A 20,366-nucleotide genomic window follows, 5' to 3' on the forward strand; every position below is an offset into this window, starting at 1 on the left:
GAAGCGCGGGCGCCGGCACGGAACTTCAGACAGGAACGGCGGCCCGCAGGACCGCGGCGGCGTCCTCGGTGAGGGGGTCGCCGTGGCCGAAGCAGACCGTCGCCGGATCCAGCGTGGCCAGCCGCCGGAACGAGGCCACGGCCTGCGCCCGGTCGATGTTGAAGACGCCCAGCATCACCTGCCCGACCCCGGCCACGCAGTCGCCCGTGAACAGCACGCCGTGGCCGGGCAGATGCAGGCCGATGGAGCCGGGCGTGTGCCCGGGGGAGTGGACCACTCGCGCCCCGCCCCCGAACGGCAGGACCGCCCCGTCGGACAGTTCGGTGTCGACCCGGGTCGGGGGAGCCGGGGGAACGGTCAGCGCGTGTTCGTACAGCGGGCGTTCCCAGTCCAGGAGCACCGGCTCCCCGACCTCCTCCTCACCCCGGATCACCGGTGCGTCCAGCCGGTGCGCCAGAATCTCGGCACCGTGGCGGTCGGCCAGCTCCTGGGCGGCGCCGTAGTGGTCCCGGTGGCCGTGGGTGACCACGATCCGGGCGATGCCGGATGGATCGTGGCCGAGGCCGCGCACCGCCTCCTCGATGGCGGGCGCAGCGTTCACGTCGCCCGCGTCGATCAAAGTCAGCTCCGTCCCGTCGCGCCACAGATACGCCTGGCCGATCGGGAAGCGGAACATGTGCAACTGCGGAAGCACCTCTACGAGATCCATGCGGCGAACCTAAGCGGCCACGGCCGGCCGCCGCATGGATCTACGCTCTCGGCGAGCTTCGCTCAACGCGTAGCCGGACCCGACGAGGGCTCAGACCGCCTTCGACGCCGCGTAGTTGCGCAGGAAGAGTGCCTCGGCCACCGACAGGCGCTCCAGCTCCTCGGGCGACACGCTCTCGTTCACCGCGTGGATCTGCGCCTCCGGCTCGCTGAGCCCGATCAGCAGGATCTCCGCGTCCGGGTACAGCCCGGCCAGCGTGTTGCAGAGCGGGATCGAGCCGCCCATGCCGGAGGACTGCATCTCCTGGCCCGGGTACGCGGCCCGCATGGCGTCGGCCATCGCGGTGTAGGCCGGGCTCGCGATGTCCGCGCGGAACGGCTGCCCCTGGCCGACCTGCTCGACCGAGACCTTCGCACCCCACGGGGCGTGCGCGAGCAGGTGCGCGGTGAGCAGCTTCGTCGCCTCGTCCGCGTTCTGCCCCGGCGGGACCCGCAGGCTGATCTGGGCCCGGGCGCTCGCCTGCACGGAGGGCGTCGCGCCGACCACGGCCGGGCAGTCGATGCCGATCACGGTGACGGCGGGCCGCGCCCAGATCCGGTCGGCGACCGTGCCGGTGCCGATGAGCCCGACGCCGTCGAGGACCTTGGCGTCCTTGCGGAACTCCTCCTCCTCGTACTGCAGTCCGTCCCACGCGGCGTCCGCCGTCAGTCCGTCGACGGTCGTCGAACCGTCCTCCGCCCGCAGCGACGCGAGCAGCTGGATCATCGCGGCGAGCGCGTCGGGCGCGGCACCGCCGAACTGGCCCGAGTGCAGGTTGCCCTCCAGCGTGTCCAGCTGGACCCGCAGCATCGTCATGCCGCGCAGCGTCGACGTCACCGTCGGCAGGCCCGCCCGGAAGTTGCCGGTGTCACCGATCACGATGGTGTCGGCCGCCAGCAGTTCGGGGTGCGCCTCGGCGTACCGCTCCAGGCCGCCGGTGCCCTGCTCCTCCGAACCCTCCACGATCACCTTGACCGAGACGGGCACCCCGCCGTCCGCCTTCAGGGCGCGCAGAGCAAGCAGGTGCATGATGAAGCCGCCCTTGCAGTCGGCCGTGCCCCGGCCGAACCAGCGCCCGTCACGCTCCGTCAGCTCGAACGGCGGGGAGACCCAGGCGGCCTCGTCCAGCGGCGGCTGCACGTCGTAGTGCGCGTAGAGCAGCACGGTCGGCGCACCCTCCGGGCCCGGCAGGAGACCGTAGACGGACTGGGAGCCGTCCGGGGTGTCCAGCAGCCCGACGTCCTGGAAACCTTCGGCGCGCAGCGCTGCGGCGACCCACTCGGCGGCGGCCTCGCACTCGCTCCTCGGATAGACCGCGGGGTCCGCCACCGACTGGAAGGCCACCAGCTCGGTCAGCTCCGCCTTGGCGCGGGGCATCAGCGAGGCGACGGTCTCTGGAATCGGGTGGCCGGTCATGGGGCACGCTCCTGGTAGGTGCGACGTTATGTGTACGTTTCCGGGTACTCGCCCGCCTGGAGTGCGGCATCACGGGTCCCTCGGAGACTCGGCCGATCCTCCCACAGCGGTTCCCGGCCACAACGCGCCGTAGGATGCCGTGAGCAGCTTGGGCCACTGGTCGGATCGGGAGCAGAAGCACATCGTGAGCAGCGAGAACGCAGACGCCGGACATGAGCACGAAGAGTCGTCCGTGTGGGACGTCGTCGTAGTCGGCGCCGGACCGGCGGGAGCCTCCGCGGCATACGCGGCGGCCGTCGCCGGCCGTAAGGTACTGCTCCTGGAGAAGGCGGAGCTGCCCCGTTACAAGACGTGCGGCGGCGGCATCATCGGATTTTCGCGCGACGCGCTGCCGCCCGGATTCGAACTCCCCCTGAAGGACCGGATCCACGCGGTCACCTTCTCGCTGAACGGCAGGCTGGCGCGCACCCGCCGCTCCAAGCGGATGCTCTTCGGCCTCATCAACCGCCCCGAGTTCGACGCGGGACTGGTCGAGCAGGCGCAGAAGGCCGGTGCCGAACTGCGCACCGGAGCGACCGTCTCGCGGGTGGAGCAGCACGGTGCCGCGGTGCCCGACCGGCGCACGGTCGCGGTCGTGCTGTCCGGCGGCGAGACCGTCCTGGCCCGCGCGGTGGTCGGCGCGGACGGCAGTGCCGGGCGGATAGGAGCTCATGTCGGGGTCAAGCTCGACCAGGTCGACCTGGGCCTGGAGTCGGAGATCCCGGTGCCGCCCACCGTGGCGGAGGACTGGGCGGGCCGGGTCCTCATCGACTGGGGTCCGATGCCCGGCAGTTACGGCTGGGTCTTCCCCAAGGGCGACACCCTGACGGTCGGCGTGATCTCCGCGCGCGGCGACGGGGCCGGCACCAAGCGGTATCTGGAGGACTTCGTCGCGCGGCTCGGCCTGGCCGGCTTCGAGCCCACGGTCTCCTCCGGCCACCTCACGCGCTGCCGCAGCGAGGACTCGCCGCTCTCGCGCGGCCGGGTGCTGGTGTGCGGTGACGCGGCGGGCCTGCTGGAGCCGTGGACCCGCGAGGGCATCTCGTTCGCGCTGCGCTCGGGGCGGCTGGCCGGTGAGTGGGCGGTGCGCGTCGCCGAGGCGCACGACGCGGTGGACGCCCGCCGCCAGGCGCTCAACTACGCCTTCGCCATCAAGGCGGGGCTCGGTGTCGAGATGAGCGTGGGCCGGCGCATGCTGAAGCTGTTCGAGCGGCGTCCGGGCCTGCTGCACGCCGTGCTGACGGGCTTCCGCCCGGCGTGGAACGCGTTCGCGGGCATCACGCGCGGCACGACCTCGCTGGCCGAACTGGTCCGTTCGCACCCGCTGGCGCAGCGGGCGCTGTCGGCGATGGACCGTTAGGACCGGCGGAGCCGTTTCCCGGAGCCGGTCCTGAGAGGGCTGACGCGCCGTCCGGTGCGTCAGCCCTCTTCGCCGATCCGGAACACCGGGTGGTCGGGGCAGGCCGCCAGGATCTCGGCGTCCGTGGACTTGGCCGTGATGCCCTGGAAGTACTGGTTGACCTCCCAGCCCCACCGCTCCAGGTAGGCGCGGATGACGGCCGCCTTGTGCGCGTCGTCCGCGATCTCCACGGCCGAGAAGGCCCGCGTCCTGCGGCCCCGGCGCAGCTCCCCGCCGCCCGCCGCCCGCATGTTGCGCACCCACTGCGAGTGGCCGCGGGCGGAGACGAGATACCGCACGCCCTCGTACGTGTGCGGGTTGACCGGGACGCGCTGCATCTGGCCGCTCTTGCGGCCCCGTACCGACAGCTCCTGCGAGCCGAGCAGGCTGATTCCGTGCCGCGCGAGCCAGCCGACGAGGCTGTTGAAGCGGACGTTGAGCGGGCTGCCCTGCAGGTAGTACGGCTGCGACGGCGACTGCGACATGGTGACCCCCACGGTGGAGAGAACATTTTCGAGAGCGGTGCTCTCGCTTGAGATCAGTGTGCACGGAAGCGGCGCTCAAAAGCAAGAGCACTGCTCTCGTTATTGGTCGCTGCTCTGTGCACGTGGCAGACTGAGCCCATGAGCGCTATCCGGGGAGCCAGGGAACGGGCCCGTATCGAGGTCACCGCCGCCATCAAGGACGAGGCGAGGAAGCAGCTCGCCGCCGAGGGCGCGGCGAAGCTGTCGCTGCGCGCCGTGGCGCGGGAGCTGGGCATGGTCTCCTCGGCCCTCTACCGCTACTTCCCGAGCCGGGACGACCTGCTGACCGCGCTGATCGTCGACGCGTACGACGCCGTCGGCGAGGCCGCCGAGCGGGCCCATCGCACCGCCGCCGAGCGCACCCGCGGTGCCGCCGCCGGCCGCACCGCCGCCGCGTCATCCGGCGCCCCCGCCACCGGTCTCGCCCGCTGGGTCGCCGTCGCCTGCGCCGTACGCGACTGGGCGCTGGCCCACCCCCACGAGTACGCGCTCATCTACGGCTCGCCCGTGCCCGGTTACTCGGCGCCGCAGGACACCGTCGGTCCCGCCGCGCGCGTCGGCATGGTGCTCATCGCCATCGTGGAGGAGGCCCACCGCGACGAGGGTCTGGCGCTTCCGCCGCTCCCGGACGAGCTGCGCCCGGAGGGCGAACGGCTCGCCGCCGATGTGGCCCCCGGGCTCGCCCCGGCGGTGGCCGCCCCGCTTGTCGCGGCCTGGTCCCAGCTGTTCGGGCTCATCTCCTTCGAGGTGTTCGGCCAGTTCAACCGGGTGGTGGAGGCCCGCGAGGTCTTCTTCCGCCAGGCCGTCACCGAACTGGCCCGCACCGTGGGCCTCCTGGGCCGGCGGGGCTGATTCCCGCTACCGGGTCACGACCAGGTGATCGCGGAGTTGTCCCGCCAGAGCCGGGCAAGGTCCCCGTCGCCCGTCACCGTGAGGGCGCTGAGCGGAAGCCGGTTCCACAGGGCGAGGTAGAGCGTCCCGGCCGGCGCGCTCAGCTCGCAGTCCACCGGGGACGTCCCGGCCGGGGCCTCCTCGCGCACCGCCACCGGCGGCTCGGCGGACAGCCGTACGGTCCACACGGTGTCCGTGTCCGTCGCCCGGACCCGCAGCGTGCGCGGGGCCCCGGTGCGCACCCGGCTCTTCGGACGGGCGTGCATCCCCCGCAGCAGTTCGTCGATGCCGTCCAGCGCGTGGGCGGGTGCGACGGGCGTGAAGTCGCCGCCCCGCGCGGACTCGGCGTCCACCCGGTGGATCGTCGTCTCATGGGCCTGGCGGCGGGCCCAGAAGGCGAGCGGCGAGGGAGCGGGGAGGAACGACCAGCACTCCACGTCCTGCGGCGCGTTCTCCAGCGCCTCCACCAGGAGCCGGTGTCCCGCGCGGAAGTGGGCCACCAGTTCCGGCCCGTCCGCTACCGGTTCTCCGCCGTCGGGGACGTACGAGGTGTGTCCCTCGCGTACGAAGGCGGCGGCCCAGGCGTGCACCATCGCGGTGTGCCTGAGCAGATCGCGCACCTGCCACTCGGGGCAGGTCGGCACCGGAGCCCCGGTGCCCGCCTCGTCGGCCGCGTCCGCCAGCAGGCGGCCCTCGGCGGCCAGGGCCGCTATGTGTTCCGTGATCTTCATGGACGGATTGTGCCAGCCGGGCGGCGCCCGGGGGCCCGTACGGTCAGGCTCCGTGGGGGTGGACCGTACGGCTCCGCCGGGCACCGCCGCTCAGCAGCCGGACGAACCAGCCCAGCGCCAGCGACTGCACCAGTACGGACACCGCCAGCGCCAGGTACATGAACCAGGCCGGGCCGAAGGATTCCGCACCGCCCAGCGAGCCGCCGAGCAGGAACAGGAACACCGTCGGGGCGGCCAGCAGGAAGAGCCAGACCCCGGCGAACGAGGCGTCGGCGTGGCTGACCAGCAGGGTGTCCACGGTGACGAACACGGTGGCCGCCGCGACCGCGCCCAGGTAGAGCAGCGACGCGGCGTTCCCGAAGGTGAGCCGTGCGAGCGTGCGGATCGTCCGCTGGTTCACGGCCGGCTTGTTCATGGTCTGCTCCCCGTCGTTGGCTGTGTCTCCATCGTGCGCGCGGGGAATCGTTCCTGCCTGAGTACCGCTACTCAGTCGGTCAGGTCTGCGCCGCCTTGCGGGCTCCGTAGCCCAGCGCTGCCGCCGCACCCGCCAGTACCGCCACCGTGGTCAGGGCCACCGGCAGCGAGAACCAGTCGGCCAGGAAGCCGATCGCGGGCGGCCCGAGCAGCATGCCGCCGTAACCGAGCGTCGAGGCCGCGGCGACCCCGCCGGGTCCGGCCAGCTCGCCGGCCCGGCCGACCGCCACCGGGAAGATGTTGGCGAGGCCGATCCCGGTGACGGCGAAGCCGAGCAGCGCCAGCCAGGCCGTCGGGGCGAGCGAGCCGAGCAGCATCCCGCCGGCCGCCGTGGCGCCGCCCGCCACCAGCGTGCGGGTTTGCCCGAGCCGTTCGAGGAGGGCGGTGCCGCTGAGCCGGCCCGCCGTCATGGCCAGCGCGAACAGCGAGTATCCGGCGGCGGCGACGCCGGGACGGGCGTGCAGGTCCTGCTCCAGGTGCAGGGCGCCCCAGTCGGCCAGGGCGCCTTCGCCGTACGCGGTGCAGAGCGCGATCAGGCCGAACAGCAGCACCACCTTGCGCGCCCGCCCGGACGGCCGCCGCCCGGACTCACCGGCGGGCCGGGCGTCCGCCCGCTCCGGGACCACGGGCGCCGGGTGCCGCAGCAGGACCGGGCCCGCGAGGGCGGTGACGACCAGTCCGATTCCGGTCAGGAGGAAGAGGTGCGTCGCGGGCGGGAGACCGGCCGCGACGAGCCCGCCGAGCCCCGCGCCGAGCATCCCGCCGAGGCTGAACGCGGCGTGGAAGCTGGGCATCACCGGGCGGCGCAGCGCGGCGACCAGATCCACCGCCGCGCTGTTCATCGCCACGTTCATCCCGCCGTACGCGGCACCGAAGACCAGCAGCACGAGCCCCAGGGAGAGGGCCGAGTGGGTCTGGGCGGGCAGCGCGATGCCGAGGGAGAGAAGAACGCCGCAGGCCACGGTCACCGCGTGGCTGCCGAACCGGCGGCAGAGCCGGCCGGTGAGCGTCATCGTGATCACGGCACCGGCGGAGACGCCGAGGAGTGCGAGGCCGAGGGTGGCGGCCGAGGCGCCGGTCTGGTGCTTGATGGCCGGGATACGGACCACCCAGCCGGCGAAGAGGAAACCGTCGAGGGCGAAGAACACGGTCAGCGCGGTACGGAGACGGGCCGTGGAGAGCGGGGCGGTGTTGCCGCCGAGGTCCCCCGGGAGTGCCGTCCGCAGTTTGTTTAGTTGCGGCACAAACTCAGCATAGGGGTGGCCCGGCAGCCGGTGCAAGATGGCTGTCCCCGTCCGGCCCGAAGCGCGGCGCCCGGGGCGCACACCCGGGGCAAGTCGGCCACCACGGCGTCAAACGCACCTCCGGATCATGGGAGACTCGCCCCCATGAACGGCAAGGCGACCACCACCCGGACGAAGTTGGAGAGGGGCCGCAGCGCGCTCGGACCCGCCCTGGAACTGGTCCACACCGGACGGGCGCCCACGCGCGCCGTCCTCACCTCCGAGCTGGGGGTCACCCGGGCGACGGCGGGCGCGGTCGCCGCCGAGCTGGAAGCCCTCGGTCTCATCCGGGTCGACTCCAGCCCCGGTTCGGCCGCCGGTTCGCAGGGCCGGCCCTCGCACCGGCTGGCCGTACGGGAGTCGGGTCCGGTGGCCGTCGCCGCCCAGGTGCACGCGGACGGCTTCCGTGCCGCGCTCGTCGGCCTCGGCGGCCGGCTCGTCGCGACCGCTCCCGGCAGCGTCACCATCACCGCCGACCCGGCCCAGGTCATCGGCGAGGTCGTGGACCACTGCGCCCGGCTGCTGCGGGAGAGCGGACTGCGCTGCGTCGGCGCCGGGCTCGCGGTGCCGTCGGCGGTCGCCGAGCCGGAGGGCACCGCTCTCAACCCGCTCCACATCGCCTGGCCCGCCGGCGCCCCGGTCCGCGAGATCTTCGCCACCTGCGTACGCGAAGCGGGCATCGGGGGACCGGCGTTCACCGGCAACGACGTCAACCTCGCCGCGCTCGCCGAACACCGGCACGGCGCCGGGCGCGAGGCCCAGCACCTGCTGTGCGTCGCCACCGGGCACCGGGGGGTCGGCGGGGCGCTCGTCCTCGACGGCCGCCTGCACACCGGGAGTTCGGGCCTCGCCCTGGAGGTCGGCCACCTCACCGTCAACCCCGAGGGCCGCCCCTGCCACTGCGGCGGACGCGGCTGCCTGGACGTCGAGACCGACCCGCTCGCCTTCCTCACCGCCGCCGGGCGCACCCCGGGCCCCGAGGAGTCGCTGCTCAAGCAGTCCGGAGACCTGCTGCGCAACGAGTACGGGGACCCGGCCGTGCGCACCGCCGCCGAGGAGCTGATCGACCGGCTCGGCCTGGGGCTCGCCGGTCTCGTCAACATCCTCAACCCGGACCGCATCATCCTCGGCGGGCTGCACCGCGCCCTGCTCGACGCGGACCCCGAGCGGCTGCGGGCGGTGGTGGCCGACCGCAGCCTGTGGGGCCGCAGCGGGAGCGTGCCGATCCTGCCGTGCACCCTGGACCACAACAGCCTGGTCGGAGCGGCGGAACTGGCCTGGCAGCCGGTCCTGGACGACCCGCTGGGGGCGCTGGCCTGAGCGGGCTCAGACCCCTGGCGCCTCGAATGCGAACGCCCGCGCCGGATTCGCCACCAGCACCGTCCCCATCGCCTCGGCGCCCAGCACCTCTTCGAGGCGGGGCCGCAGCCGGCGCAGCAGGTGCGGCATGCCGGGGGTCTCCGGGACCGTCGTGTCACCGCCCAGCAGCAACTGCCCGGTGAACCCCGCCCCGGCCAGCTCCGCCAGCTCTTCCGGAAGCCGCCAGTCCGTCGCGTGATGCGCGCGCGACGGCCCGTCGAACGCCAGGAAGGCCCCCGCCCGCGCCGCCTCCCGCTGCACCGACCCGTCCGGGGAACGGCCGAGGTGGCCGAGGATCACCCGGTGCGGCGGGACGCCCAACTCCCCGCACAGCAGGTCGAGGACGTCGAGCGCGGCCGTGCCCAGCTCCAGGTGGACGGCGATCGGCGCGCCCGTGCGGTGATGGGCCCCGGCCGCCGCGGTCATGGTCAGCCGGGCGTGCGCGTCGAGCGTGTGGAAGGAGCCGGCCACCTTGATCAGGCCCGCCCGCACCCCGGTGGTGCCGATGCCCTCGGTCAGCTCGGCGACGAAGAGCGCGGCGAGGTCGTCCCTGATCCGGTCCAGCAGCTCCGGCGGGTAGTGCGCCGCCTGGTGCAGCCCTGTCGCGGCGACCACATGCGTGCCCGTGGTCCGGGACAGCTCGGCCAGGGCATCCGCCCCGCGCCCCATGCCGTGCGGCGTCCACTGCACGACGGCCCGGCCGCCCAGCGCGTGGAAGGCGCGCAGCCGGTCGGCGGCCGACACGGGGTCGTCCAGCTCCTGCCCCGGAAGCATCGGGCTGCGCAGGAAGAGGTGGTCGTGGGCGTCGCAGACCCCCAGCTCCCCGGGCGCGATGTCCCCGAGGACGGTGCGGACGGCGGCTACCACTGGCGCCCCTTCGTGATCCGGTCCTGCTCGGGGCTGCTGAGGTGGAGCACCTGATAGCGCTCGCCGGGCGAGGCCGGGGTGTCGTGGTCCCAGAGCGTGAAGTGCAGGAGCTCCCAGTGCCGGGGATCGGCGGCCAGTGCCGTGGCGACGGCGCCCGGTGTCTTCGCGATCCCGCGGCTCTCCTCCAGCGCCGCTTCCACCGCGTCCGCCGGGGCGACCGACTGCGGTACGGGCGAGCGGTGCCGGGTCGCCGTCCGGGGGAGTGCGGACGACGCGGGCCCCTCCTCGTAGGCGAGGCCGGTCCAGTGCCGCACCACGGGGCGGCCGAAGTCCTGGACTATGCCCTGGAATCCGGCGCCCCAGAGGAAGGCGTTCATGCCCTCGGGCCGGGTCCACAGGTAGAACGGCGCGTACTGGTTGACCGGGGAGTCCTCGCCCCGCTCCCGCATCAGATACGCCTTGAGCCCGAGCCCCGGGAAGTCGTCCAGGAGGTGGCCCCGGGTCGCCACCCGGTGGCGGATGACGCCCATGTCGTAATCGGCGGGCAGGGTGACCTCGTACTGCATGGCATGCATCGGAGAGCTCCTCAGGACGCCGGGTAGTCGGCGACGTGTGCGTCGTCGTGCCAGTGGATGGTGCTGCCGTCCTCGGCCGCCTCGACCGCGGCGAGATGCGTCATGAACGTGCGCGGCGACGCGCCGTGCCAGTGCCACTCGTCCGGCTCGATCCAGACGGTGTCGCCGGCCCGGATCGTCTCGACCGGACCGCCTCTGCGCTGCACCAGGCCCTCGCCCTCGGTGACGTGCAGGACCTGGCCGTGCGGGTGGGTGTGCCATGAGGTGTGGCCGCCCGGTGCGAAGTGCACGCTGAACATCCGCAGCCGGGAGGGCGATTCGGGGGCGGCGATCTCGTCGAGCCAGACGGTGCCGTTGAAATGTGCGGAGGGGCCCGGTTGGGTGTCGGGGCGGTTCCTGGTGATGCGCATGCGCGGCTGCTCCTGGAGTGGTGGATGGGTCAGGCGGGCGGGGCGAGAAGGCTGAGCAGTCCTCGTGCGGCCGCGTCGAAGGCGTCCGCCGAACCCGAGGCGCGGGCCAGCACATAGCCGCCCTGCACCGTCGCGACGATCGAGGCCGCGATCTCCTCGGGTACCACGCCGGGCGCGAACTCGCCCCGGCCGACGCCCTCGCGGACGATGCCGGCGAGCCTGCCGCGCAGCCAGGCGATGGTCTCGTCCACCGGCTCCCGCAGCTCGTCGCTCGCGATGATGTCCGGGTCCATGGTCAGCCGCCCCACCGGGCAGCCGCGCAGCACATCGCGTTCGCGCAGCAGATAGGCCGAGATCCGCTCGTACGCCGAGCCGGGCGTGTCGAGCACCCGGTCCGCGGTCTCCCGCAACTCGTCGGCCGTGCGGCGGATCGCGGTGAGGGCCAGATCCGGTTTGCCGGTGAAGTGGTGGTACATGCTGCCCTGGCCCACACGGGCCTGCTGCTGGATGGCCTTGGGGCTCATGCCCACGTAACCGCGCTCCCAGAGGAGTTCCCGGGTGGCTTCGATCAGACGGTCCGGAGTGCTCATGCCCGCAGTGTACATACTAGTAGGTACAGAATGCGAGCGGCTGGGCGCACACGTGAAGCGGGGCACCCCACCGGGGTGCCCCGCCTCACGTCGTGTCAGCCCACCACGGCCGACCGCGACGCCGAGGGTGGTGAGCCCTCCAGGTGCTTCAGGACGCTCAGGTCGAACGGCCCGTCGGTCGTCGCTCCGTACACCACATGCGACGGCTTGGTGAGTGGTGCCGGTGCGGGAAGCGTGAACCACACGACCTTTCCCGCGCCGTCCCGGGGGCGCACGCCCCAGCTCTCGCTGACCGCGGCGATCAGCGCGAGGCCGCGCCCCGATGTACTGGAGTCGTCGGCCTCGCGCACGGTCGGCAGCCGTGGGTCGTGGTCGTGGACGGACACCGTGAGCCGTTCGAGCAGCAGCTCGATCTCCACGGTGCATGACTTGTCCGGCTGTGCGTGCCGGTGGACGTTGGTGAGGAGCTCGGTGACGCCCAGCGCTGTCTGGTCGATCAGAGAATCGAGATGCCAGTAGCGCAGTTGCGCCGAGATGATTCTGCGGACCTGACCGATCCGCGACGGCAGGGCCTGGAGCTCCACCGTGCAGTGCCTGCTTGGCTCGCTGATCACGGCTGCGACTCCCCGAAATAGGTCCGGAAGAAGACGAAGGAACGGATCCAGCACATGGCTCGCTGCTGAGTCCGGGCCGGCGGCCTGGATCACAGTGTCACCGCCGGTACACCATGAGTGACGTGACTCCAATGTCGCTCAGGGCATACGGCTCCGCAACTCGCGGTGCCCCGCGCCCCACCGGCCTCAGGAGCGGCGGCCCCCCGCGCTGTACAGCGCCTCCAGGAACCGGTGCGACGGCGCCGTGTCACCGGGCTTGCCGGCCGGTCGCCGCATCGTCAGCCGGTACCGCCTCCCGTTCACCCGTGCCACCGTGGCGTCCGCCCCCGCGAACCACGGTCTGCCCGCGCTCACCGTGCCCACCGGCGCACTGTCGATCTCCCGCCCGTAACTCGTCAGCAGGGCCACCCGCCCGTCCTTCACGGTCACCTGCCCCGCCCTGGTGACCGAGCGCGCCCACCGGTCGATGCGCACCCCGGTCGCGCTGAACTCCGTCACGCCCGTCGCCCTGAACTCCGTTTCCGACATGGCCCCTTCGCCCCCTTCGACGTACCTCTGAGACGAAGTGTGCCCATCCGGGGGCGTGCACACCAGAGCGGGACGGTACGTAAACGGCGCATTCGGGCCGCGCGGGGGCGCATGGGCGCGGTCGCGACACCAAGGCACTGCTATGGACCATCAAAGTCAACGTTTGTGCAGGTGGGGGGCATATCGTGGGCCCCGCCGAGACCGGTCGTACGAGGAGAGCGCGCAGATGGACACCACCGAGCACGGGCACGGCGGCGCAGCCGCGCCGACCGTCGACGTCGACCGCTCCGACCCGGCCTACCGCGCCTGGCTCAAGGAGGCCGTCCGCAAGGTCCAGGCCGACGCCAACCGCTCCGCCGACACCCATCTGCTGCTCTTCCCGCTCCCGGAGAGCTGGGGCATCGACCTCTACCTCAAGGACGAGTCGACCCACCCCACCGGCAGCCTCAAGCACCGGCTGGCGCGTTCGCTCTTCCTCTACGGGCTCTGCAACGGCTGGATCAGGCCCGGCAAACCGGTCATCGAGGCGTCCAGCGGTTCGACCGCCGTCTCGGAGGCATACTTCGCCAAACTGATCGGCGTGCCGTTCATCGCGGTGATGCCCCGCACCACCAGCCCGGAGAAGTGCCGGCTCATCGAATTCCACGGCGGACGCTGCCACTTCGTGGACGACTCGCGCCGGATGTACGAGGAGTCGGCGCGGCTCGCCGCGGAGACCGGCGGCCACTACATGGACCAGTTCACCTACGCCGAGCGGGCCACCGACTGGCGCGGCAACAACAACATCGCGGAGTCCATCTACCAGCAGCTGCGGCTCGAACGCTACCCCGAGCCCAGCTGGATCGTCGCCACCGCCGGCACCGGCGGCACCTCGGCGACCATCGCCCGCTACGTGCACTACATGCAGCACGACACCCGGATCTGCGTGCCCGACCCGGAGAACTCCTGCTTCTTCGACGGCTGGACCCGCCACGACCCGCACGCCACCAGCGACTGCGGCTCCCGCATCGAGGGCATCGGCCGGCCGCGCATGGAGCCCAGCTTCGTGCCCGGCGCCATCGACCGGATGATGAAGGTCCCGGACGCGGCGAGCGTCGCCGCCGTGCGTGCCCTGGAACGGGCCATCGGGCGCAAGGCGGGCGGCTCCACCGGCACCGGACTGTGGAGCGCCCTCAGACTGATCGCCGAAATGGTCGCCCGGGGCGAGCGGGGCAGCGTCGTCACCCTGATCTGCGACCCCGGCGACCGCTACCTCGACAAGTACTACTCCGACTCCTGGCTGTCCGCCCAGGGCCTCGACATCGCCCCGTACACCCGGACCATCGAGGCGTTCCTGGCCACCGGCAGCTGGCCGGAGGCGTAGCGCCTCAGGCGTAGCCGCCCGCCGGGCGGTCCAGCATGGCGTCCAGCACCCGGCCGAAGACCCGCTTCCCGGCACCGGCCAGCACCGGGTCCGCCCAGCGCGGCAGCAGCCGTACGCTCATCTCCTCCACCCACACCACATGGGAGCCGGCCCGGTTCGGATACACGTCGATCGACGCGCGGCCCAGCACCACCCGGCCGCGCTTCTCCAGCCGGCACATCCCCGCCCGGCTCCCGGCCGGCGGCGACCAGCGGACCACTTCCATCGGATCGTCGAAGGCGAGCGGACCCACCCCGGTGCGCGCCACGAACACCGTGCCGACCCGGGTCGGCAACCCCGTCGGCACCGTGACCGTGGTCAGCGGTACCTGCGCGGCATGCCGCTCCCAGTCCGTCACCCGGCGCCAGGACTCGGCTGCGGGCAAGGGGGTGAAACGCTCGATCCGGAACACGGCCACACCACGATCCTAGGCTGTGAAAGCCCTGTCGCGAGCGGAGCGGAACGCTCAGCCCTCGGCGGACCCGGCGTCCCCCGCGACCAGCAGCCCCGGCAGATGCTCCTCGATCTCCGCCCGGGCACCTGCGGGCAGCCCCGCGTCCGTGACGAGCGTGCTCACCTCGTCCAGCGAGGCGAACGAGCTGAGACCGACGGTGCCCCACTTGGTGTGGTCGGCGACCACCACCACCCGGCGCGCCGACCGCACGAACCGGCGGTTCGTCTCCGCCTCCGCGAGGTTCGGCGTGGACAGCCCCGCCTCCACCGAGATCCCGTGGACCCCGAGGAACAGCACATCGAAGTGGAGTGCCGCGATGGCGCGGTCCGCGACCGGACCGACCAGCGAGTCGGACGGTGTGCGCACCCCGCCGGTGAGGACCACCGTCGCCGCACCCGGCCGGCCGGCCGGGGTGCCGGGCCGCTGCGCCGCGTGGAACACGTCCGCGACCCGCACCGAGTTCGTCACGACCGTCAGGTCCGGCACATCCAGCAGATGCTGGGCCAGCGCATACGTCGTGGTGCCGCCGGAGAGCGCGATCGCACTGCCGGGCACCGCCATCGCGGCGGCGGCGCGGGCGATGTCCTCCTTGGCGGTCAGCTCCAGCGTCGACTTCGCCTCGAAACCGGGCTCGTGCGTACTCGCCTCGACCACCGGCACGGCACCGCCGTGCACCTTCTCGATCACGCCCTGCCGGGCCAGCGCGTCCAGATCCCGGCGGACGGTCATGTCCGAGACGTTCAGCTTCCGGGTCAGTTCGTTGACCCGCACCCCGCCGCGCCGGCGCACCTCGTCAAGGATCAGCGCGCGCCGCTGCTCCGCGAGCAGATTCTGATTCTCGCTCAACGCCGGGCCTCGCCCTTCCCTCTGGCCGTACAGGAGTCCGTATCGACGGAGTCATCCTGCCACGCGCGGTGTCGCGGGCCCCCGCCCGGGGGAGATTCGTCAGTAACGGTGACCGGCCATCAGCCGCCTTCCCCCTGCGAGAGCGAGACGCACGTGCCCCTTCCCGCCCCTGCCCCGCGCAGCCCCGGTCCCGCGCTGGAATTACTGGTCCACGGGGTGGGCGGGACCACCCCCCAGGAGATGCTGGTCGACCCGCGCACGGTCCGGGTCACCGGCGACACCACCGCGGCCATCTACCGGCGCTCCACCGACGTCGACGCCGAACAGCACCCCGAGCGGTACCGCGAGAAACCCATCGCCGAGGCGTACTGCTGGTCCAACCTCACCTCCGGCAACGGCTCCCGCGCGCTGTGGCTGCTGCTGCTCCCGTTCATGGTGATCAACCTCGCTCACTGGATGCGCCCCACCGCCCGGCGCCGCCCCCGCGCGATCCGGCTCTACGGCGTCCTCGTACGGCTCATCGCGCTCAGCCTCACCGTGCTGCTGACCGCCGCCGCCTGTGAGGTCGCCCTCGATCTCACCGCCTGGCAGTGCGCGGGCGTCGCCGCCTGCTCCGAGAAGCGCTCCTGGCTCGGCTTCCTCTCCGCCGAGCAGGGCGGCTGGTGGTCCCAGCCCGGCCGCCGCCTCGCCCTGGCCGCGCTGGTGCCGGCCGCGCTGGTCGGGCTGCTCTGGTTCCTGTCCAACCGCACCTGGAGCGCCTACGAGTCCCACCGCCCGCTGACCGGGCCGGACCCGGAGGACGAGGAGGACGACGGGCCCGCACCCGCCGCCGAACCCGTGCGCCCCGCGCTCGGACGGCCCGGATTCTGGTACGGACGCCGCCTCGTCGCCCGGCTGCGCGCCGTCCACACCGCGGCCGGCTTCCTCACCGTCGCCGCCGCCGTCACCGAGGCCGCCGCCCGCCACGACCGCGCCGTCACCGGACCGGTCGCCCCGCTCCTCGGCCGGCTCATCGAAGGAGCCCTGGCCGCCGGGCTCGTCGTCGTGCTCTGGGTGGTCTGCCGCCGGGGCCGCAGCGAACGGCGCCTCGACAACCGGCTCGACCGGGCCGTCATCACCTGGCTGCCCGGCGCCGCGCTGGCCCTCCTGGTCCTCGCCGCCGTCCACGCCGCCTGGTCGCGGCCCGGCTGGACCTCCTCCGGAAGGCTCCCCGGCGACACCACGCTGTTCCGGGCGGTCAGCGTCGCCGAAGGCGCCCTGGTGGTCCTCCTCGCGACGATCTCCCTCCACCTGTACCGGCGCTGCCCGGAGCCGCGCACCGTCCTGCGCGGCCTCGGCGGACCGGCCGTCGCGATGCTCGCGTGCGCCCTCGGCGGCGTGATGACGGGCGGCGTCGCCCAGCGCGTCGCCGACTGGCTCGACGGACCGGGCAGCCCGGGCATGGGGCGCGGCGCGCTGATAGAGGGACCGCCGGTACTGCTCAGCTGGCAGGCGTCGGTCATCCCCGTCCTCCTCGTCCTGCTCCTGGTGCCGGGCGCCGTTCTCGGTCTACGGACCTGGCTGGCGGCCCGCAGGCTGGAGCCCGTGGTCGACGCGGAATACGGCGAACGGTTCCCCGATCCGTCGCGGACCAAGCGGATCGCCCGCATCCGGGCCACCGCCGCGCTCACCGACTCGGCGCCCCGCGTGGTGGGGATCGTCTCCGGCGCCACCCTGTTCCTGGGCGCGGGGGCGGTGGCCGGGTCCTGGGCCACCGGCGAGGTGCCCGGACTCGCGCTGAACGGCAGCGGCCCGTTCCTCGAATCGGTGGCCGAAGCGGCGCAGTCCACCGGCTCCTGGCTGATCGGCTTCGGCTTCCTCGTCTTCGTCGCCTGCGGCAGACGCGCCTACCGCGACGCGTCCGCCCGGCGCACGATCGGCATCCTCTGGGACGTCGGCACGTTCTGGCCGCGCGCCGCCCACCCCTTCGCCCCGCCCTGCTACGCGGAGCGCGCCGTGCCCGACCTGGCCTCCCGCATGTCCGGCTGGACCGGCCGCACCCGGGGCCGGCTCGTCATCTCCGGCCATTCCCAGGGCAGCGTCCTCGCGGCCTCTGCGGTCTGGCAGCTGCCCGCCCGCACCCGCTCCCGGGTCGCCCTGCTCACGTACGGATCGCCGATCGAACGGCTCTACGGCCGCTGGTTCCCGGCCTACTTCGGAGCCGGGCAGCTCCACGGGCTGCACCGCTCCGTGCACTGCTGGCGCAATCTGTGGCGGGCCACCGACCCCATCGGCGGCGAGATCCGGCTCGGTGAGGAATCCGGCCCCGAGGTTGACCGGGGCCCGCTCAGGGACCCGCTGGTCTACGGGCGGACGCCCGAACACCCGCTGCCCGAGCCGGTGCTCGGCCACTCCGACTACCAGGCCGATCCCGTCTTCGCCGAGGAGCGCGCCGCCCTCCTGGAACGGCTCGACCCCGTGCTGCCCCAGCAGGCGGACCCCGTCGGGGAGGACGTCAGGGCAGCTCCGGGAGGTCCTCCGGATACAGCAGAGTGAGGTCGTCCGTGCTCGGATCGGCGAGCTGGGCGACCCGGCCGGCGTGCCGCTCGACCATCGACTCGAAGGTCTGGCGGGCGGTGCGCCCATTGCCGAAGGCGGGCCCCTTGGGCAGCTCCGTGAAGTACTTCAGGAGCGCCTCACCGGTGCCCGACGCCAGGCTGTACTCGTGCTCCTGGGACTGCTGCTCGACGATCCGCAGCAGCTCGGCGGGCTCGTAGTCGCTGAAGGTGATGGTCCGCGAGAAGCGGGACGCCACACCGGGGTTGACGGTCAGGAACCGCTCCATCTCCCGGGTGTAGCCGGCGACGATGACCACCACCGCGTCCCGGTGGTCCTCCATCAGCTTCACCAGGGTGTCGATCGCCTCCCGGCCGAAGTCCCGGCCGGAGTCCTCGGGCGACAGCGCGTACGCCTCGTCCACGAACAGCACCCCGCCGCGCGCCCGGTCGAACGCCTCCTGCGTACGGATCGCGGTCGAGCCGATGTGCTCACCGACCAGGTCGACCCGGGACACCTCGACCAGATGGCCCCGCTCCAGCACCCCGAGCGCGGCCAGGATCTCCCCGTACAGCCGGGCCACCGTGGTCTTGCCGGTGCCCGGGGAGCCGGTGAAGACGAGATGGCGGCGGACCGACGCTGCCTTGAGGCCCGCCTCCCGGCGCCTGCGCCCCACCTCGATCATGTCCGTGAGCGCCCGCACCTCCCGCTTGACGCTGTCCAGGCCGACCAGGGCGTCGAGCTCGCCCAGGACCTCCCCGGGGGTGCGCGCGGGCTCGGCGGCCGGCTCCGGCTCCACGGGGCGCGGCGCGGGGACCGAACCGAGCAGCCCGGGCGAGGTCTGGGTCGCCGTCAGGACCGGGGCCGGCGGGGGAGTGGCGGTGCGCAGCCCGCTCTCGTCGCTCGTGCAGTCCTCCACGACCGGACCGCTTCCCGTGCCGTTCCCGGGGCCGGTGCCCTCCGGGAACTCGTAACCGCCGCGCGCGCACCGCTCGGTGCGGCACCGGGTGAGCGTCGTCCGGCAGCCTTCCATCACATGGAAGCCGTAGCCCTCGCTGCCCGTGACCCGGCAGCCGTTGAACGTCCCCCGGCCCTCGGCGGACACATAGAACCCGGCCTCGGCGGGGGAGGTCACCGTGCACCGCTCGATCACCGGGTCGGCGCCCTTGGTGACGATCACGCCGGTCTGCACGGCGTCGACGGTGCAGTTGTTCAGCGTGCCGCCGCTGCCGTGGTCCCGGAACCAGGCGCCGGTGGACGCCTCCCGGATGCGGCAGTCGTCCAGCTGGGCGGTCGCCCCGTCGCTGACCGAGACCGCGGTGTTGCGGACCTGGGAGAGATCGCTGTCCACGACATCGGCGCGCGAGCCCCGGTCCAGGACGAACAGGGCGTCCGGCACGTCGTGGACCCGGCAGGAATCGAGTATCACCGTCGCCCCGTCGCTGACCCAGACCGCCGGGTAGTCGCCCGTACTGTCGTGTATCTCGCACTGGTTGGCGTCCACGCGGGTGCCCGGGTCCCACACCGAGAGACCGTTGCGGCCGAAGCGGCGCACCGTCGAGCGGGTCAGCGTCAGCACCGCCCGCGAACGCAGATCCACCGCGTTCTCCGGGATGTCGTGGATGTCGCAGTCGGCGAGGGTCAGCACCGCGTCGGTGTCCAGCGTGACGCCGTCCGCCGAGGTGCGGTGCACCGTGCAGTCGGTGAGATGGGCGGAGGCGCGGGAGGTGACCTGGATCCCGCTGCCCTTGATCTCGTACACCTCGCAGCCCAGCCCTTCCAGGCCGCTGCCCTCGCCGGTGACGGACAGGCCCGCACCCGAGGCATGGTGGATCCGGCAGCGGTCGAGGCGGGGGTGGCCGCCGTCGCGCACGGCGACCCCGGACTGCCCGGCCGATACGATCTCGCACTCCTCGAACACCCCGCCCGCCCCGTCGAGCACGGCGATGCCGACACCGGCCGGATTGTCGACGGTGCACCGGCGCACGGTGGGCCGGGCGGCGCCGCGCACCTCGACGCCGGCCGCCGAGCGGGTCACGATCCGTACGTCCGCTATCTCCGGTGCGCCGTCCTCGACGAGCACGGCCGGGGCCGCCGAGTCCTGCCCCTCCACATGGAGGTCCTGGACGACGGCGGAGGCGCGCAGCGTCAGCGGCACCCCGTCGGCGGGGGCGATGCGCACCGAGCCGACGGAGCCCTCGGGGCCGCGCAGCGTCACCGCGCGGGCGATGACCAGGTTCTCCCGGTAGGTGCCGGGCGCGACGGTGAGCACATCACCGTCCGCCGCCGCTTCGAGCGCCGCGGTGAGGGAGGCGTATTCGCCCGTGCGGCGCCGCCACCGCGATGTGCCGGTGTGCGTCACCTGGACCGTGCCCTGTGCCATGGCGCTGTCGTGCCCCCGCCTCGTGCGTGTGTGATGCCCGTGTCACCGGCCTCGCGGCAGCGACCAGCCGGGGTCCGCCTGCCGGAGAGCGACGGGCGGGCCGGTCCACCGTAGCGCGCGCGGACGCCGGGAGTTGACCCGATGCGCAGGTCCCGGCGCCCGCCCCGCTCACCCCGCCGCCGTGCGCGCGGCCACGTCCTAGCTGTATTGACCACGAGCGTTGTTAACTCGGATCAGGTCTTGATCATGACGAAGACCTCCGGTGTGGTGGAGGTGTCTAGGCTCCACACCGCACACG

General features: G+C 73.1%; 19 protein-coding genes and 1 pseudogene. 5 read left to right on the top strand and 15 right to left on the bottom strand.

The genetic code is table 11. The features are described 5' to 3' along the window. Nucleotides 1-25 precede the first annotated feature (25 nt). Both ACFZAT_RS23425 and ACFZAT_RS23430 read right to left on the bottom strand, forming a co-directional pair. Nucleotides 26-709: an MBL fold metallo-hydrolase gene (locus tag ACFZAT_RS23425; protein ID WP_391266578.1), complete on the bottom strand. Its 684-nt coding sequence runs from the start codon at nt 707-709 to the stop codon at nt 26-28. A 90-nt stretch (nt 710-799) separates the two neighbouring features. Then, nucleotides 800-2,164 (bottom strand): M20/M25/M40 family metallo-hydrolase, encoded by a 1,365-nt coding sequence (locus ACFZAT_RS23430; RefSeq protein ID WP_391266580.1) that lies wholly within the window; start codon nt 2,162-2,164, stop codon nt 800-802. Nucleotides 2,165-2,348: 184 nt separating this feature from the next. Between ACFZAT_RS23430 and ACFZAT_RS23435 the strand changes: the two genes are divergently transcribed. Continuing rightward, nucleotides 2,349-3,563, top strand: a complete 1,215-nt coding sequence (locus ACFZAT_RS23435; RefSeq protein WP_391266583.1) for a geranylgeranyl reductase family protein — start codon at nt 2,349-2,351, stop codon at nt 3,561-3,563. Between the two features lie 59 nt (nt 3,564-3,622). Here the strand turns inward: ACFZAT_RS23435 and ACFZAT_RS23440 are convergent, their stop codons facing one another. Continuing rightward, nucleotides 3,623-4,087: a nitroreductase/quinone reductase family protein gene (locus ACFZAT_RS23440; RefSeq protein ID WP_391266586.1), complete on the bottom strand. Its 465-nt coding sequence runs from the start codon at nt 4,085-4,087 to the stop codon at nt 3,623-3,625. A 138-nt stretch (nt 4,088-4,225) separates the two neighbouring features. On the opposite strand from ACFZAT_RS23440, the gene ACFZAT_RS23445 reads away from it, so the two are divergent. Then, nucleotides 4,226-4,978 (top strand): WHG domain-containing protein, encoded by a 753-nt coding sequence (locus ACFZAT_RS23445; RefSeq protein ID WP_391266588.1) that lies wholly within the window; start codon nt 4,226-4,228, stop codon nt 4,976-4,978. Between the two features lie 14 nt (nt 4,979-4,992). On the opposite strand, the gene ACFZAT_RS23450 is transcribed toward ACFZAT_RS23445, so the two are convergent. The 3 genes from ACFZAT_RS23450 to ACFZAT_RS23460 form a co-directional block, all read right to left on the bottom strand. After that, nucleotides 4,993-5,748 carry a maleylpyruvate isomerase family mycothiol-dependent enzyme gene (locus tag ACFZAT_RS23450; protein ID WP_391266589.1) on the bottom strand — a complete coding sequence of 252 codons (756 nt, stop codon included), beginning with the start codon at nt 5,746-5,748 and terminating at the stop codon, nt 4,993-4,995. A 43-nt stretch (nt 5,749-5,791) separates the two neighbouring features. After that, nucleotides 5,792-6,163, bottom strand: a complete 372-nt coding sequence (locus tag ACFZAT_RS23455; RefSeq protein ID WP_391266590.1) for an SCO4225 family membrane protein — start codon at nt 6,161-6,163, stop codon at nt 5,792-5,794. Nucleotides 6,164-6,242: 79 nt separating this feature from the next. Further along, nucleotides 6,243-7,466, bottom strand: a complete 1,224-nt coding sequence (locus ACFZAT_RS23460) for an MFS transporter (protein ID WP_391266592.1) — start codon at nt 7,464-7,466, stop codon at nt 6,243-6,245. 144 nt (nt 7,467-7,610) lie between these two features. Here ACFZAT_RS23460 and ACFZAT_RS23465 point away from each other — a divergent pair, with 144 nt between their 5' ends. Beyond that, the gene (locus ACFZAT_RS23465) at nt 7,611-8,825 is read left to right on the top strand and encodes an ROK family protein (RefSeq protein ID WP_391266593.1); all 1,215 of its coding nucleotides are present in this window, start codon (nt 7,611-7,613) and stop codon (nt 8,823-8,825) included. A gap of 6 nt (nt 8,826-8,831) precedes the next feature. Here ACFZAT_RS23465 and ACFZAT_RS23470 read toward each other — a convergent pair whose 3' ends face one another. The 6 genes from ACFZAT_RS23470 to ACFZAT_RS23495 all read right to left on the bottom strand — a co-directional run bounded on the left by ACFZAT_RS23470 (nt 8,832) and on the right by ACFZAT_RS23495 (nt 12,448). Next, nucleotides 8,832-9,731, bottom strand: coding sequence for a phosphotriesterase (locus ACFZAT_RS23470; RefSeq protein ID WP_391266594.1), 900 nt, complete (start codon nt 9,729-9,731; stop codon nt 8,832-8,834). Beyond that, a complete protein-coding gene (locus ACFZAT_RS23475) occupies nt 9,725-10,306 on the bottom strand; it encodes a DUF4865 family protein (RefSeq protein WP_391266596.1) in 582 nt (193 codons plus the stop codon). Before ACFZAT_RS23475 ends, ACFZAT_RS23470 begins: the two co-directional genes overlap by 7 nt. 11 nt (nt 10,307-10,317) lie before the next feature. After that, entirely contained in the window at nt 10,318-10,716 is a 399-nt protein-coding gene (locus tag ACFZAT_RS23480) for a cupin domain-containing protein (protein ID WP_391266597.1), read from the bottom strand. A gap of 29 nt (nt 10,717-10,745) precedes the next feature. After that, nucleotides 10,746-11,321 carry a TetR family transcriptional regulator C-terminal domain-containing protein gene (locus tag ACFZAT_RS23485; protein ID WP_391266598.1) on the bottom strand — a complete coding sequence of 192 codons (576 nt, stop codon included), beginning with the start codon at nt 11,319-11,321 and terminating at the stop codon, nt 10,746-10,748. Between the two features lie 80 nt (nt 11,322-11,401). After that, nucleotides 11,402-11,920 carry an ATP-binding protein gene (locus tag ACFZAT_RS23490; protein WP_391266599.1) on the bottom strand — a complete coding sequence of 173 codons (519 nt, stop codon included), beginning with the start codon at nt 11,918-11,920 and terminating at the stop codon, nt 11,402-11,404. Between the two features lie 186 nt (nt 11,921-12,106). Next, on the bottom strand, nt 12,107-12,448 hold the full coding sequence (locus ACFZAT_RS23495) for a hypothetical protein (protein ID WP_391266601.1): 342 nt from the start codon (nt 12,446-12,448) through the stop codon (nt 12,107-12,109). 226 nt (nt 12,449-12,674) lie between these two features. On the opposite strand from ACFZAT_RS23495, the gene ACFZAT_RS23500 reads away from it, so the two are divergent. Further along, nucleotides 12,675-13,811, top strand: coding sequence for a pyridoxal-phosphate dependent enzyme (locus ACFZAT_RS23500; RefSeq protein ID WP_391266602.1), 1,137 nt, complete (start codon nt 12,675-12,677; stop codon nt 13,809-13,811). Between the two features lie 4 nt (nt 13,812-13,815). On the opposite strand, the gene ACFZAT_RS23505 is transcribed toward ACFZAT_RS23500, so the two are convergent. Both ACFZAT_RS23505 and ACFZAT_RS23510 read right to left on the bottom strand, forming a co-directional pair. Further along, complete coding sequence (locus ACFZAT_RS23505; RefSeq protein WP_391266604.1) at nt 13,816-14,268, bottom strand: SRPBCC family protein; 453 nt, start codon at nt 14,266-14,268, stop codon at nt 13,816-13,818. A 48-nt stretch (nt 14,269-14,316) separates the two neighbouring features. Further along, nucleotides 14,317-15,150, bottom strand: a complete 834-nt coding sequence (locus tag ACFZAT_RS23510; RefSeq protein ID WP_391266607.1) for a DeoR family transcriptional regulator — start codon at nt 15,148-15,150, stop codon at nt 14,317-14,319. A 240-nt stretch (nt 15,151-15,390) separates the two neighbouring features. Between ACFZAT_RS23510 and ACFZAT_RS23515 the strand changes: the two are divergent. Beyond that, nucleotides 15,391-17,672: pseudogene (locus ACFZAT_RS23515) on the top strand (hypothetical protein); the annotation flags it as partial. Here the strand turns inward: ACFZAT_RS23515 and ACFZAT_RS23520 are convergent. Next, nucleotides 17,645-20,068: a right-handed parallel beta-helix repeat-containing protein gene (locus ACFZAT_RS23520; protein WP_391266608.1), complete on the bottom strand. Its 2,424-nt coding sequence runs from the start codon at nt 20,066-20,068 to the stop codon at nt 17,645-17,647. The pseudogene ACFZAT_RS23515 and the gene ACFZAT_RS23520 sit on opposite strands and share 28 nt — an antisense overlap. Nucleotides 20,069-20,366: the final 298 nt, after the last annotated feature.

The organism is Streptomyces sp. NPDC008163 (assembly GCF_042956885.1).
Taxonomy (GTDB): Bacteria; Actinomycetota; Actinomycetes; order Streptomycetales; family Streptomycetaceae; genus Streptomyces; species Streptomyces drozdowiczii_A.